This window comes from Stieleria mannarensis (assembly GCF_014154935.1).
Classification (GTDB): Bacteria; Planctomycetota; Planctomycetia; order Pirellulales; family Pirellulaceae; genus Stieleria; species Stieleria mannarensis.
Genome location: NZ_JACEHH010000007.1, coordinates 188,529 through 202,498 on the forward strand (window position 1 = coordinate 188,529; position 13,970 = coordinate 202,498).

At 60.6% G+C, this 13,970-nt stretch carries 8 protein-coding genes; all 8 read right to left on the reverse strand.

Going from position 1 to position 13,970, the window contains the following annotated elements:
* Positions 1-61 precede the first annotated feature (61 nt).
* A complete protein-coding gene (locus H1B37_RS07170; protein ID WP_182865947.1) occupies positions 62-1,339 on the reverse strand; it encodes a hypothetical protein in 1,278 nt (425 codons plus the stop codon).
* 108 nt (positions 1,340-1,447) lie between these two features.
* The gene (locus H1B37_RS07175) at positions 1,448-2,932 is read right to left on the reverse strand and encodes a quinol:electron acceptor oxidoreductase subunit ActD (protein ID WP_286177499.1); all 1,485 of its coding nucleotides are present in this window, start codon (positions 2,930-2,932) and stop codon (positions 1,448-1,450) included.
* Between the two features lie 43 nt (positions 2,933-2,975).
* Positions 2,976-4,406 carry an NrfD/PsrC family molybdoenzyme membrane anchor subunit gene (gene nrfD / locus H1B37_RS07180; protein WP_182865948.1) on the reverse strand — a complete coding sequence of 477 codons (1,431 nt, stop codon included), beginning with the start codon at positions 4,404-4,406 and terminating at the stop codon, positions 2,976-2,978.
* Between the two features lie 123 nt (positions 4,407-4,529).
* Complete coding sequence (locus H1B37_RS07185) at positions 4,530-7,862, reverse strand: TAT-variant-translocated molybdopterin oxidoreductase (RefSeq protein ID WP_182865949.1); 3,333 nt, start codon at positions 7,860-7,862, stop codon at positions 4,530-4,532.
* A 70-nt stretch (positions 7,863-7,932) separates the two neighbouring features.
* Positions 7,933-8,622 carry a cytochrome c3 family protein gene (locus H1B37_RS07190; RefSeq protein WP_182865950.1) on the reverse strand — a complete coding sequence of 230 codons (690 nt, stop codon included), beginning with the start codon at positions 8,620-8,622 and terminating at the stop codon, positions 7,933-7,935.
* Between the two features lie 186 nt (positions 8,623-8,808).
* Complete coding sequence (gene folK, locus H1B37_RS07195) at positions 8,809-9,789, reverse strand: 2-amino-4-hydroxy-6-hydroxymethyldihydropteridine diphosphokinase (protein ID WP_182865951.1); 981 nt, start codon at positions 9,787-9,789, stop codon at positions 8,809-8,811.
* Positions 9,790-10,200: 411 nt separating this feature from the next.
* A complete protein-coding gene (locus tag H1B37_RS07200) occupies positions 10,201-11,991 on the reverse strand; it encodes an arylsulfatase (protein WP_182865952.1) in 1,791 nt (596 codons plus the stop codon).
* A 306-nt stretch (positions 11,992-12,297) separates the two neighbouring features.
* The gene (locus H1B37_RS07205) at positions 12,298-13,911 is read right to left on the reverse strand and encodes an ABC transporter permease (protein ID WP_286177500.1); all 1,614 of its coding nucleotides are present in this window, start codon (positions 13,909-13,911) and stop codon (positions 12,298-12,300) included.
* Positions 13,912-13,970 lie beyond the last annotated feature (59 nt).

Sequence of the window (13,970 nt, forward strand, 5' to 3'; positions counted from 1 at the left end):
GAGCGGACGATGTCTGGAGGGCGAAAAAACAGGGACGTGCGACGCGGTGTCCCCCAAAACGCTAAATATTTTCGAAAATGATCGATTCACGCAGTCGCGGATCCCGCACCGGGACGACGCGATTGCCCCCCGCCACACGAAGCACCAACCCGACCACCAGCGCCGTCATCCCGACCACGCACAGCAGACTTGCCAGGATGCCCAGCGCCCCGCCGAAGCCGGGAATGGTGTGATGCTCGACCATCCGGGCCTCGGGCATCACGATCCAGTAAATGTCGATGAAGTGGACGACCAGGATGTAGGCCGCCCAAAACGCCATCACGCCCGGTCGGCGGCGAACATGCCGGCTCATCGTTCCGAAGAACGGCAACAACCAGTGAAAGAAGATCAGCCCGATCGACAGGTATCCGAACCCGCCTTCCTGACGACTGAAGAACCATTCGGTCTCTTCCGGAATGTTGCCGTACCAGATCAGCATGTACTGGCTGAACGAGATGTAGGTCCAGAAGACGACGAACCCGAAAATGTACTTGCCCAGGTCATGGTAGTGTTCCGGAGTGACCTCTTCTTTGAGCGCCCCGGCTCGCTGCAACACATAGGTCATCAACGTGATCGCACAGTGGGCGGCCAGGATTCCGCCGGCAAACATGTACACCCCGAACATCGTCGAGAACCACATCGGCGCCAGGCTCATGCCCCAGTCAAACGCGGCGAAGCTAAGCGAAAGCGAAAACGCCATCACGGCCGGCCCGGACCAGTATTGCATGCGATCGGTCGCCGCCCGTTCGCCGGTCTCGTCCTGGTTCACGCTGCCACGCCAGTAATAGACGGCCAACGCGCCCCAGATGCCGAAGTAAATCAGGGCACGCAACAGGAAAAACGGGGCATTGAGAAACAGCTTTTTGGTTTCCCACATGTTTTCGTCCAAGTGCAATTTGGACGCATACTCTGGGTCCGTCCAAATGAACAAGGCGCCTTCGCTGAACACCGAAAACAGGATCGGCAGGAACAGGAACGCCATCGGGACGGTCATGATCATGATGCATTCGGCCACACGTCGCACCACGACGCTCCATCCGGCCCGCACCAGGTGCTGGATCAAAACAAAGAACAGACATCCCAGCACGATCGTCAACACATACAGGAACGCCGTCAGGTAGGCGGACATTCCAAACCGCGGCATGTCCGCGTCACTGACGGAGAATGCCAGGCCCATGCCGATCAGCAGGGCGACAAGTCCGCCGCCTAACAGCGGCATCTGCAAACTGCGGAGTGATGCAGGCAGCTGGAAGGCCGGGTCATCGGCCGGTTTAACAGCGGGAGCAGCGTGTTCTGACATGGTCAAATCGGTTGTCGTATTGGTGCGGTGACGCGGGTGCGACCGCGTGGGCGTGTGAGGTTGGGGATTCGTTCTGGGACACCGACCGGGCCGGTGTCGCTGGCGTGGTTATTGCTGTGCTTGCTGGCGTGCCGCGGCGGCCTTTTCAGCTTCTTCGGCCTGGCGTTTCAGCTCGGCCTTGGCTTCTTCGACCGCTTTTTCAACGGCAGCCTTTTTCGCATCGGGCACCAAATCCAGCGACGCGTTTTGACTTTTCTGCAACGCACGGACATAAGCGACGATCGCCCAGCGGTCCTTCAATTTGATTTGGCCGGCGTAACCGGGCATCTTGCGGATGCCGTTGCTGATCGTTGAAAACAGCTTTCCGTCGGGGTACTTGTCCGCATACAGGGTTTCCTGGTGCATCGATGCCGGCGGCACCCAAGTCGGGGCGCTGATCGATTGGGCTCGCTGGTTGACCAGTCCGTTACCGTACCCATCCATCCCGTGGCAGACGCTGCAATAGATCGCGAATTGCTGTTGACCGGTGGCCAACAAATCGGCGTCGACGGTCAACGGGTTCTTTTCCACCCAGGGCGTCGTGTCCATCACGCTCGCGGGGGCTGCCTCGGCAGCTTCGGTCGCTTCGTCAGTTGCTTCCGCTTCTTTTTCCAGCGTCTCCTGTTCTTCCGCTTTGGCCTGGTCGTCGGCTTGCATGTAGGCACGCACCAGACGCTCGACCCGCGGCGGGTCGGTCAACGTCAACGCTTCGACATCGATCCCGGTCAACATGTCCAGCGACTCTTCCATCTGCCCACGGGCGACGGTACCGGGGACATCGGATCGCATCGCACGGTTGTCGACGAACAAACTGGTGACTTGTTGAGCATCCTTGGCGGGCGAGAAGTCCATGTCAAAAAAGATATGGAATCGCGGTTGGGAGCTGTTGGTCACCCGCATCGTCAGGATGCAAATCAACGGCACCAACGACGCGGCGACCGAGAGCCCCCAGATCAGGAACACCGGCTTGGGCACTTCCTTGGGCGAGTCGTCTTCGACCACTTCGTTGATGTAGTCGCTGCCGGTGTCGGCCATCAAGCTGCGAACGCCGGCCGCATCATAGCGTTCATCGCTGGCATCGACGTACAAGAAAAACCGGTCATCGGTCGCCCGATCGAATCGCGGGTCGGTGAACATCGGGTTGCTGAACTTCGGCAATCCGTTCAGCGCCCACATCCCGAAGAACGCCCCGAAGGAAGCGAGCAGAATCGTCAGCTCGAACGCCACGGGAATGAACGCGGGCAACGACAAAAAGGGCTTGCCGGAGATGATGTACTTGTAATCGATGCTGTTCATCCAGATCTGCATCGCCAGCGCGATGCAGGTCCCGGTCGCCCCGGCGATCAAACAGATCCACGGCAGCACCGTCGGCTTGATGCCCAACGCCTTGTCGATCCCGTGAACCGGGAACGGCGTGTAGGCGTCGGTTTTCGTGTAACCGGCGTCCCGAACCCGGCGACAGGCGCTCAGCAACGAATCGACCGTCGTGAATTCGGCCATCATTCCGTGAACGGTCGTTTCTATTTTCGTTTCCGACATAGTTTTTTGATCCATCGAAACAGATCGTTAATGCTTTAAAAATGAATGATTCAGTTTCTCAGTGACCTTCGCCAGCTTCTTCACCGTGACCGTGCAGATGAGCCATGTGCTCCTGCTTGGCCAACGTCGCCTTGACCTCTGCCATGTTGATCACCGGCAAGGTGCGGCAGAACAACAGGAACAGCGTGAAGAACAACCCGAACGATCCGATCAGCATGCCCCAGTCGACCCAGGTCGGGGAGAAGTACGCCCAAGCACTCGGCAGATAGTCACGCGACAAACTGCTGATGACGATCACGAATCGTTCGAACCACATCCCGATATTCACAAAAATCGACACGACGACGATGATCCATGGCGTCGTGCGAGCTTTCTTGAACCAGAAGATTTGCGGGCTGATCACGTTGCACGAAATCATCGTCCAGTAGGCCCACGCGTACGGCCCGAAGGCTCGGTTGAGGAACGCGAACTGCTCGGCCGGAACCTGGCCGTACCAGGCGATGAAGAACTCCGTCCCGTACGCCAAACCGACAATCGAGCCGGTCGCCAGGATGATCTTGCACATGTTTTCCAAGTGCCGGATCGTGATCAGTTTTTCAAGATTCAACATTTGACGTGCCGGCACCATCAACGTCAGCACCATTGCAAAACCGCTGAAGATCGCCCCGGCGACAAAGTACGGCGGGAAAATCGTCGTGTGCCAACCGGGGACCTGCGACACGGCAAAGTCGAACGAAACGATCGTATGGACCGACAAAACCAGCGGGGCCGCCAATGCAGCCAGAATCGCGTAGGCCTTTTCGTAACGCATCCAGTGACGCGACGAACCGCTCCATCCCAGGCACAGAATGCCGTAGGCCATGCGGCGGTATTTATTCTTGGATCGGTCGCGGAACGTCGCCAAATCCGGCACCATCCCCATGTACCAGAACAGCAACGACACCGTCCCGTAGGTGGATACCGCGAACACGTCCCACAGCAGCGGGCTGCGGAATTGCGGCCACATCCACAGATTCAAACTCGGATACGGGGCCAACCAAAACGCCAGCCAGGCACGACCGACGTGAATCCCCGGGAACGTCCCCGCACAGGCGACCGCAAAAATCGTCATCGCCTCGGCCGCTCGGTTGATACTGGTCCGCCACTCCTGACGGAACAGGAACAAAATCGCACTGATCAACGTCCCCGCGTGGCCGATCCCGACCCAAAACACAAAGTTCACGATCGGCCAACCCCAGAAGATCGGCGCCCGGTTGCCCCAGACGCCCACCCCGGTGTAGATCAAATACACGATCAGCAATCCGAGCATTTGCAGCAACGCAAACGCGACCAGAAAACCTCCGATCCAGCCCTTGCTTGGCGGACGTTCGGCGACCTTGCAAACCGCTTCGGTGATGTCGTGGTACGTCGTTTCGCCGAGGACCAACGGGGCGCGTTCGCCTGGGCGTTCGACGGTGTTATCCAATCCGTTTGGAATGGCAAGTGACATGGTCAGTGTTAGCTAGAAAGTGGAAGTGGTTTGTAGGATGAGCAGTCTCGGGGACGGGCCGCTGGGCACCGCATGCGATCGCCGGTTGATTCGTTTCCGCGAATCATTGCCGGCGACGGAACGTCAGTGGGCCTTTTCTTTGTGATCACCTTTGCTGTGATCGTGGTCATCGCCTTGGGCATCGTGATCACCATGACCGTCGTGATCTTCATGACCATGATCGCCGTGACCGTGATGCGACGTGATCGTTTCCAAGTCGTGCAATTGCTGCAGGGTCATCAACCGCGGGTGGGGGTTTCTCACCCGTGCCAGATACTCGGTCCGCGGCTTGATGTTCAATTGTTCCAGCACGCCGTAGGCCCGTACGTCGCTGTGTTTCTTGGCCACCGCGGAATTCGGGTTGGCGATGTTGCCGAACTCGATCGCGTTGGTTCCGCAAGCCGCCTGGCAGGCGGTCACGACGTCGCCGTCTTGGATCGGACGACCGCCGTCCTTGCGGGCCTGGATCTTGGCCTTTTCGACACGCTGGACACAGTAGGTGCACTTTTCCATCACACCGCGACCACGCACCGTGACGTCGGGGTTGAGGACCAAAGCCTGCAGTTTTCGGTTGGCCGATTCGATCGCCCCCGGGAACGCCTGGACCCCGTAGCCGACGCCGACGTCTTCGTTGTAATTGAAGTAGTTAAACCGACGGACTTTCAACGGGCAGTTGTTGGCACAGTAACGCGTTCCGATACAACGGTTGTACGCCATCGCGTTGATGCCTTCGTTGGTGTGCACGGTCGCGGCGACCGGGCAAACCTGCTCGCACGGTGCCGTTTCACAATGCACGCATGCGACCGGCATGTGAACGACCTGGGCGTCTTCGGCGTCGCCTTGGAAATAGCGGTCGATCCGCAGCCAATGCATTTCGCGGCTGTTCCTGACCTGCTCGGCGCCGACGATCGGGATGTTGTTTTCGCTCTGACAGGCGACGACACAGGCATTGCATCCGGTGCACTTGGTCAAATCGATCGCCATGCCCCACTGCGGCATGAAATCGAACGCCGGGTCGGACTCGATCTCCTCGATCGGCTCGGTCCCCAGCGAACCGTATTTGCCCACCTTGGGGACGTGCGGTGCTTTGGGTTGCTCGTTGGCAAACGTCGGCACATCTTCCAATAACTTCGTCGTGCCTTCGCGGACCAGGTTGTAGCTACGGCGTTCGGTTTCTTCGCGGCCGATGTCGTCGATCGCCCAGTGGTCCTGGGTCGTGGCGAATTCGTACTCGTTGTAATTCGGCCGGCCTTCGACCTTGTACGCGACCAACATTTGGTCGCGGGTTCGCAGCGGCGAAACATCGATCCCGACCGCGTCGATGCCTTCGGCGGTGAACCCGCCGACCTTACCGACGCGAGTTCGGCCGTAGCCGATCGAAGTCATCACCACGCCGGGAGCGACCCCGGGAATTTCGAAGACCGGCAATTCGATCTTGCTGCCGCCCTTGCGAAGGGTGATGTACAAGCCGTGATGCAGATCCAGCGCCCGCGCGGTCGCGGGGCTCATCATCGCCGCGTTGCCCCAAGTCAGCTTGGTGATCGACTGCGGCAATTCCTGCAACCAGCCGTTGTTGGCGAACCGGCCGTCGTACAGGCCATCGGCGGACGTGAACACCACTTCGATGTCGTCTTGATCGATCGTCTTGGCCGACGAAACCTCGGGATCACCCGCCGGCAGCTCCGGCGCCGTGCCGGTCACCTCGGCGGTTCGCGCCGCCGAGCGAATGTCGTCGGAGTAGCCGTCATGGAGCAGCTTTCGCCACTCCGTTTCGCCGAGCGAGCGACCGGCGACTTCGCCGGCGGTTTGACGGACGAGCTGCATCGGATCGATGACTTCCTCGTCCAACATCAACGCCAGGACTTCCGCAACGGTTCGGCCACCCATCAAGGGCAGGATCTGGGGCTGGCAAACGCCATACAGACCGTCGTCGTTGATGCAATCGCTCCAGGATTCCAGCGGATGGGCCAGCGGCAGCGACCAATCGCACAACACGGCGGTCTCGTCGTCGTACTCGCCCAGGTAAAACACTTTGCCGCCCTGGCGGACCTTGCCGATCATCCCGGCAACGTCGATATCGCTGGGCGAGGCAAACACGGGATTGTCGCCCAGGATCAACAGCGACTCGATGTCGCCGGCGTCGACCGCGGCCACCAAATCGGTCAGCGACTTGGCCTCCAGGCTCTCGTCCACACAGGGAGTGAACGACTGGGCCTTGCCCAGCGAACCGAGTTTTTGGTTCATCGCGATTCCGGCGGCGACCACGTTCGCACCGAGCGATTGGCCGACGATCACGACCGCGTCTTCACCGGCTTGGACGATGTCGTGAGCCAAGCAATCCATGAACCGCGACTGCCGTTCGGCGGCGGTGATTTCGGGATCGTTGAACGGCAATTCGTCGCCGTCGTGGTTGTGCGTTTCGCCGTTCTTCAGTGCGTCGACCATCCGGCCCAGTGCGGCCAGGAATGCCGGCATCTGGCTGGGACGAACCGCCAACCGCGTATCGGCCATACTGCCGGTCGTCGTGTAGCCGCCTTCGACCACATACAGACGGCTCATCTCGCCGGCCAGCGGATCACGCCGCTGGGCAAAGGTTGACGCCGCGGTCAGCGACCCGGGTTCGCCGCCCAGGAAATCCGCGCCGAGCGAAAAGATCACCTTGGCCTTGCTGAGATCCAGCACTTGATTCGATTCAGTCCCCAGCATCTGCTTGGTCGCTTTCCGCATGACGCCGTCGTTGACGCCATCGAATCGGGCGATCGTTGCCGCCGGCAGCTTTTCCTTCAGCTTGCCCAGCATGCGAACCGTCGTCGGGGATGCCGTCGGCGACATCAAGACCGCGAAGCCTTTGCCGTCCTCGTTGCTGGCCGCTTTTTGGATCGCCGCGCGCCCGACCGGGACAAAGTCCTCCCACTGCGATTCCTGCTTCCGCTCACCCTCGCCCCGCATCAACACCGGGCCGTCATCGCCGCGGGACCGATCCGGATCGTACAACGACAGGATCGATGCCTGGACGTAAGCGTTCGTCCCGCCGGCCGACGGGTGGCTCTTATTTGGCTCGATGTGTTGCGGACGGCCGTCGAAACAACGGACCAGCAAATTGTGCACCGAACCGGCCAATTCAAAGTTCGTCGCCCGCTCGTAGAACTCGCCGGGAACCCGGCCTTCGGGGCGGATCACGAACGGGGCGATGATCTCTTCGGGATAGCGACACCCCGACACGCCGGCCATCGCCAGCGAGGCCCCCATCAGCTGCATCCAGCGTCGCCGCGAAACCCCCTCGGGGAACTCCGAAGCGGCCACCGGAAACTCCCGATGCAGGTAATTGTTCTGGAACTCCTCGCTGCCGTGCAGCTCCGAAATACTGCGCCAGTAAGTCGGGGCGTTGCTTTTCGCGTTGGATTCGTTGTGGGTCATATTGGTTCGAATGGATCGGTCGTAAACGGTGTTTACTGGCCAGGGCGGTCAAGCGGACAGAAGGACGGAACTATCGGTGACAGACGGCACAGTGGCGCTGGGGATGGATGTTTTGCTCGGCACGCTGCTTCATCGCAAACGCCTCTTGATCCCAGTCGGCCGGCGGCTCCCAGTCCAGCTTGGTGACAAACTCCTTCGGCCGCAGGTGCTCGTTGGGATTTTCGTGGCACTGGATGCACCACGCCATCGAAAGCTCCTCGTGCTGGTACACGACTTCCATCTGGTCGATCCGCCCGTGACAGCTGACACAGCTGACGCCGGAATTCACGTGAGCGGCGTGATTGAAGTACACGTATTCGGGCAGGTTGTGCACGCGTTTCCACTGCATGCTCTTGCCGGTCTTCCAGCTTTCGTGGATCGGCTTCAGATTCACACTGTCGGCACGCACCGCTGCCAACGCGGTCTGGCCTTGGTCGTTGGCCGGGCTGTGACAGTTCACGCAGGTCGCCGTCGGCGGGACCGCGGCGTGAGCGGCGTCAAAGACGGTGTTGTGACAGTAACGGCAATCCAATTTCAGCTGACCGGCATGAATCGCATGGCTGAACGGCACCGGTTGCTCCGGCTCGTAGCCAATGTTCAAGGTCACCGGGTCGGTCACCAAACCCCCAACGGCGACGGCAAACAAGCCACCGCCGCCCAAGGCGGCACCGAGAACCAGCAAGAAGGGGTTGGACCAGCGTGGAAACAAAAAACGTTGCATGATCATCGGCCGGGTCAAATCCGGACGCGTTGAAGCAGAAAAGAACGGAAGACAGTTCGGAGCGGAAGTATCGGTCGGGCACTAGCAAATTGGCAAGGCCACCCGACAACCGAGCGACATTGTGCCGCGAATTTTTCTTCAGCGACGTGGGGCGCATCGTCGCACCGAGCGCCCGGGTGGACATTTTCACCACCAACGCCCGTCGTCGGTCACCGGTTGAGCCGAACAGCGCATTGAATCGAGCGCCGAAGCAAGCTCCGAAACCGCCCAATCCAGGTCGTCGATCTCCAGCCGGTACTCCGGCCAGCGCCAACCACCGGGCCACATCTGATGAGGCGCCGGCCAACCGTTTTCGCTGCTCGTCTTTTGAATCCGAACCAGCAACCGCGGCAAGCCGCTCGATATCACTCCAGACAAGATGGGTCGGCCTTCGCGATCACGTGACTTCACCCGATTGGGCAACTTTGGCAGAAAGCTGGAAACCCAACGCTGCCCGTCACAAACGGTCTCGCCTTCCTCTCCCGCCACCGCCTCGCTGCGAACGCAAACGCCGAACTCGTCCGCCAGACGACGACACAGCAAGTCGCGTGTTTCTTGACGACCGGTCACCAAGGCCAGCGAGGGCTCACCTGCCGACAAATGGTCGGAAATCTCTTGCAGTGTCCAGCCGAATCGCGGATCGCGCAAATGAGCCGCGACATCACAAGCCGGCTGCAACACGAATTGCCGCGCGGTGTAGCGCGGATGCGGGACGACCAAACCGGTGTTCCCACCGACCAGGTTGCCATGCAAAACGACGTCCAAGTCGATCGACCGCGCATCCCAACGCCGCCGCCGCTGGCGGCCGAGTTCGTGTTCGAGCTGCTGCAGCATCGACAGCACCGCCCGCGCCGGAGCCTCGGTCTGGAACACGCCGATCGCATTAAGAAAGGGCTCCTGCCCCCCCGGACCTCCGATCGGCGGCGTCTCGAACAGTCGGCTGGTTTTCAACACGTCGCCGTCGAGAATCAAATCACACGCAGCGATCTGTTTCGCCGCCGACGCGATCAGCTCGCGCCGGTCCCCGAGGTTGCTGCCGAAGCTGATCACGCACTGGGAGACGGGGCGGTGTTTGGCCGCCCGTTTGCCGGGCAGGGGAAGCGACAGGGAGTGACCGGGTTGATTCATGGCCGGGATTGTAACCCGATTGGCGCAAATCAGCGATGTTCAACTCCGCGGGGCGTCGGTTGGACTTCTGCAACGTTTAACGCCCCCTTTGGATTCTCTTTTCCTGGGGAGGGCGTGCGGTTTTCAACCTCTGATTTAACAGGCGTTTACGACTACCCCCTCCCTAGCAGGGAGGGTCACGGAGGAGTGAGCGCTCGGAGCGGGGAGGGGTGATCCGCGATTCAATGTGACCAAGGACAAAAGTTTGTTCGGCAATCCACCGTTCGACCTCCCCTCGCTACGCTCGACCCTCCTGCCAGGAGGGTGATTTCCCAAAACCGCACGACCTCGCCAGGGAGGGTTTCTCCCAAAGTCCGCTCGACCTCATCGACGATCCATGCCGCTGGCGCGAACCGGTGATGCGAGCCCCCTCTAAAGCTTTCGGAACATCAGCAACCGCATCTCGGCCACTTGGGAACCGGGCACCTCGGTCGCTTTCAATCGCAGCGTTTTTCTGCCCGGGGTCAATTGGATCGTGCCCAGCGTCATCGGCTGCCACCAACGCACGTAGCCTTCCTGCCGCTTCACCCGATCCTGTTCGGCACCGACCAGCGGGCTTTCCACCGCCGTCGTGATCTTGGTCGTCAGATTCGCCTCACCGAGCGACAACTCGATCGTCGCCCCCACGTCGTCTTGTGGACACGCGTAATACAGTTGCACTTCGTAGCGTCCGCTGCCGAGCACGTCGACGTCCCAGCGGATTTCACTTTCGGTGTCCCTCCAATTCAAGAGGTACGTGCAATTGGGGAACCGATTGCTGCGTTTGATCGCCCCGGTGAAGGTGGCGTCGCGGGCAGGCAATTGCGTCCACTCGGCCTCCGGATGCCCCAGCGGGAACGGCCGAGACTCCTCGACCAGGGCGCCTGCATAACTTTGTTTCCAGTCTTCAATCGCCCCAGCCAATTGCTCGGCGACGTCGGGCCGTTTCTCCGCCAGGTCGGTCTTTTCGCGGCGATCGGCCTGGATGTCGTACAGCTGGCCGTTGTCATGCATCCGGTATTGCTGCGTGCGGGCCGAGACGCCTTTACGCCAGCGGCTGAAGATCACGCGGTCTTGTTGGCTGGCATCCGGTCCGCCGCCGGCCAGCTCGCCGGCGATAGAGAGCCCGTCGAGTGGCTTTCCGGCCCGTTGCTTTGATTTCCAGTCGATGCCCGCAAAATCCGCCAACGTGGGCAGCAGGTCAATCGCGCCGCTGATCGACCGCACCACCGTGCCGGGTTTGATCTTGTCCGGATAACGAATTAGGCACGGCGACCGCAGACCGCCTTCATAGGTCGATCCCTTACGACCGCGAAGCCCTCCGTTGAAGCGCGCCCCGTTGGGGCCGTTGTCGCTGAAGTAGACGACGATCGTGTCCTGGTCCTTGCCGGTCGCTTTCAGATGGGCCAGCAAGCGACCGACGTTGTCATCGATGTTCTCGCACATCGCCATCGCCGCCCGCGTGTGCGGGACGTTTTGTCGTTTACTGTTCTCGGGTTCTGGATCGGGAACCATCGGTTTTTCGGCGAACCGGTCCCAGTACTCCTGTGGAACCTGCATCGGCGAGTGCGGCGTGTTGAGTGCCAGGTAGACGAAGAACGGCTGATCGCCCGATCGGCTGACAAAGTCCATCGCATGATCGGTCAAATCATCGACGATGAACCCCTTGCCTTGGACGATGCGACCGTTGTGCTCCAGCATCGGGTCAATGTAGTTGCCCCAGTGCCCGCTGCAAAAACCGTAGTAGTCGTCGAACCCTCGAGCGTTGGGATGGTACGGCCACTGCATTCCGCTGTGCCATTTCCCATAAGCCGCCGTCGCGTAACCCGCATCGCGAAACACGTCGGCAATCGTTTGTTCGCCGGCATCGAACCGTTCGCCGCCAGCCGACGTGCTGTAGACCCCCATCCGCGTGTGATACCGGCCGGTCAGGAACTCCGCCCGCGTCGGCGAACAAACCGCGCACACATAAAAATTTTCCACGTGAGCCCCGTCGCGGGCCATCGAATCGATGTTCGGGGTCGACAGGTTCGGGTTGCCGTGCAGGCTCAAGTCGCCCCAGCCCTGGTCGTCGGCCAAGACGACGATCACGTTCGGTCGATCAGCAGCCCATCCGGACGCGCCGGCCAGCAGCGAGAGAGCGAATCCGAGGAGGAGTGGTAACGGAAAGCGTCGAAGAAGCATCTCGAGCAGGTCTCGGTGGGGAGTGGGGAGTGGGGAGTGGGGAGTGGGGAGTGGGGAGTGGGGAGTGGGGAGTTTAACCCGAGCGATCGGCCGCGTGGGACAACGGTCTACTAAAGATCGTCGAGGAAACACCGCGTGACGACTCGGAAGGGGCGTGATACGGCGAAAGATGCGCGCGGCAATGAAAGGATTCTGGACCGGAAAAATCCCTCGTTCCACCTTGGAACGCACTGCCGATATGGCTCCCGCCACTCTCAGTACATGCACCCCCGGGCGGAGCCGGGAAGGGCCGTCGTGCAGCGAGAACTAAAACTCCATCAACGCGACGGCGAAGTGCACGGTCAACACGAACAGCGTCGTCCACAGCACGGTTGACGTGATCGATCGGCTGACGTCGCTGGCCGACCGCTTGGGCGCGAGGCCTTGATAATACGCGATCACCGCCGTGCCCAAGCCGCAGACGACGTTTTTCAGCAACACCCACTTCCAGCCGTGATGCAACCAAGGTGACTCGCCGGCAAGGTTTCGCCCAAAGTGCTGCTCCCAAAAATACGGCCCCACGTCGGGAAAGGAGGCCGAGAACGCGACCATGCTGATAAAACGCGCCGCATAGAACGCCAGCGTTTCCAAAATCGGTGTGCCGACGACAAACGCGATCACGATCGGCAACAACAGATACGCCCGCGGCGCGACGCCCAGCGTCCGCATCGCATCGACTTGACCGCCATATTGCTTGACGCCGACGTCCGCCGAAACCGCCGCGCCGCAGCGGGCCGCGACCAGGATCGTCGCCAAGATCGGCACCAACACGCGGTAGAGTGCAAATCCGATCGATGCCAACAACTCATCGATCAACAACGGCTGGGTGTACAAGCGAAACGGCAAGAACCGGAACGTGAAGTAGGTCGAAGTGAATCCGACGATCAGCCCGGCGATGATCAAATACACCCATGCCGACGGCCCGGCGACCAACCGCAAGTAATGCAGCGTGAATCGAAACGCCCAGCGGACACGGGGGACGATCGGCAACAAATCCAGCGGCAACCAGAACGCTGCCGAAACCGCCCCACCGGTCGTCTCGAACAACGGGTTAAATATGCGACCGATCATCGACGTGGGTTTCGCCCCTGCGGAACTCTCGTCGCGCTCTAAACTGGAAACCGGCACCATCCGATCGGCGATCTCGCCCCACTGCTCGCGCGGGATTTCCACCAGGTCTCGTTTCTGAGGGTCCAGCAACAACACCTTGTCCGCGATCGGCAACAACGTCTCGTAGTCGTGCGTCACGACGATGCTGGTCCGGTGATAGGTCGACTGGGTTTCCCGAATCAGCTCGGCGACCAATCGACCGCTGGCCGAATCGAGTCCGCTGGTCGGTTCGTCGTAGAGCAAGACATCCGGCGAGGCGGCCAAGGTCCGCGCGATCGCCAGACGCTGCTTCTGACCGCCACTTAAATCGGCGACGGAGGTTTTCAGCGGAACCCCCAAATGCTCCAACCACTCGGTCGCGTTCCACGAGACCGGTTGGCTTTTGCAATCCGCGGCGAGCCGTTTGGGGCGATGATCGATCGCAAACTGGACGTTTGCGGTGGCCGACAATTCGTCGAACAATGCGAATTGCTGGAACACGATCCCGACCCGGGGACGGTCTGATCCGGTTTCGTTGCGTCCGATCACCCCAGACCAACGGATCGCGTCGCCGTGACGCGGCAACAGCCCGGCCAAGATCCGCAACAAGACGCTTTTTCCCGCGCCGCTGCCCCCGACCACCACCGTGATCTTGGCCTCGGGAAATCGTGCGTCGACCTGATCGAGCAAACAGCGATCGCCGGCAACGACACACAGGTCTTTCAAGCACAGCGGGCTGACCGGCATGTCCTCCAGCGGAGGCGTCGTCGAGGGGGTGGATTCAGCAGGCATGTTTCAACACCACTTTGTAGCTACGCTCGCCAGAGCGTGGAAACGCGGGGCATCCACCT

Excerpts from the sequence above, each read along its gene's own strand:
- H1B37_RS07170 (WP_182865947.1), bottom strand. The coding sequence starts at position 1,339 with ATGTCAGAACACGCTGCTCCCGCTGTTAAACCGGCCGATGACCCGGCC.
- H1B37_RS07175 (WP_286177499.1), bottom strand. The coding sequence starts at position 2,932 with ATGGATCAAAAAACTATGTCGGAAACGAAAATAGAAACGACCGTTCAC.
- nrfD (WP_182865948.1), bottom strand. The coding sequence starts at position 4,406 with ATGTCACTTGCCATTCCAAACGGATTGGATAACACCGTCGAACGCCCA.
- H1B37_RS07185 (WP_182865949.1), bottom strand. The coding sequence starts at position 7,862 with ATGACCCACAACGAATCCAACGCGAAAAGCAACGCCCCGACTTACTGG.
- H1B37_RS07190 (WP_182865950.1), bottom strand. The coding sequence starts at position 8,622 with ATGCAACGTTTTTTGTTTCCACGCTGGTCCAACCCCTTCTTGCTGGTT.
- folK (WP_182865951.1), bottom strand. The coding sequence starts at position 9,789 with ATGAATCAACCCGGTCACTCCCTGTCGCTTCCCCTGCCCGGCAAACGG.
- H1B37_RS07200 (WP_182865952.1), bottom strand. The coding sequence starts at position 11,991 with ATGCTTCTTCGACGCTTTCCGTTACCACTCCTCCTCGGATTCGCTCTC.
- H1B37_RS07205 (WP_286177500.1), bottom strand. The coding sequence starts at position 13,911 with ATGCCTGCTGAATCCACCCCCTCGACGACGCCTCCGCTGGAGGACATG.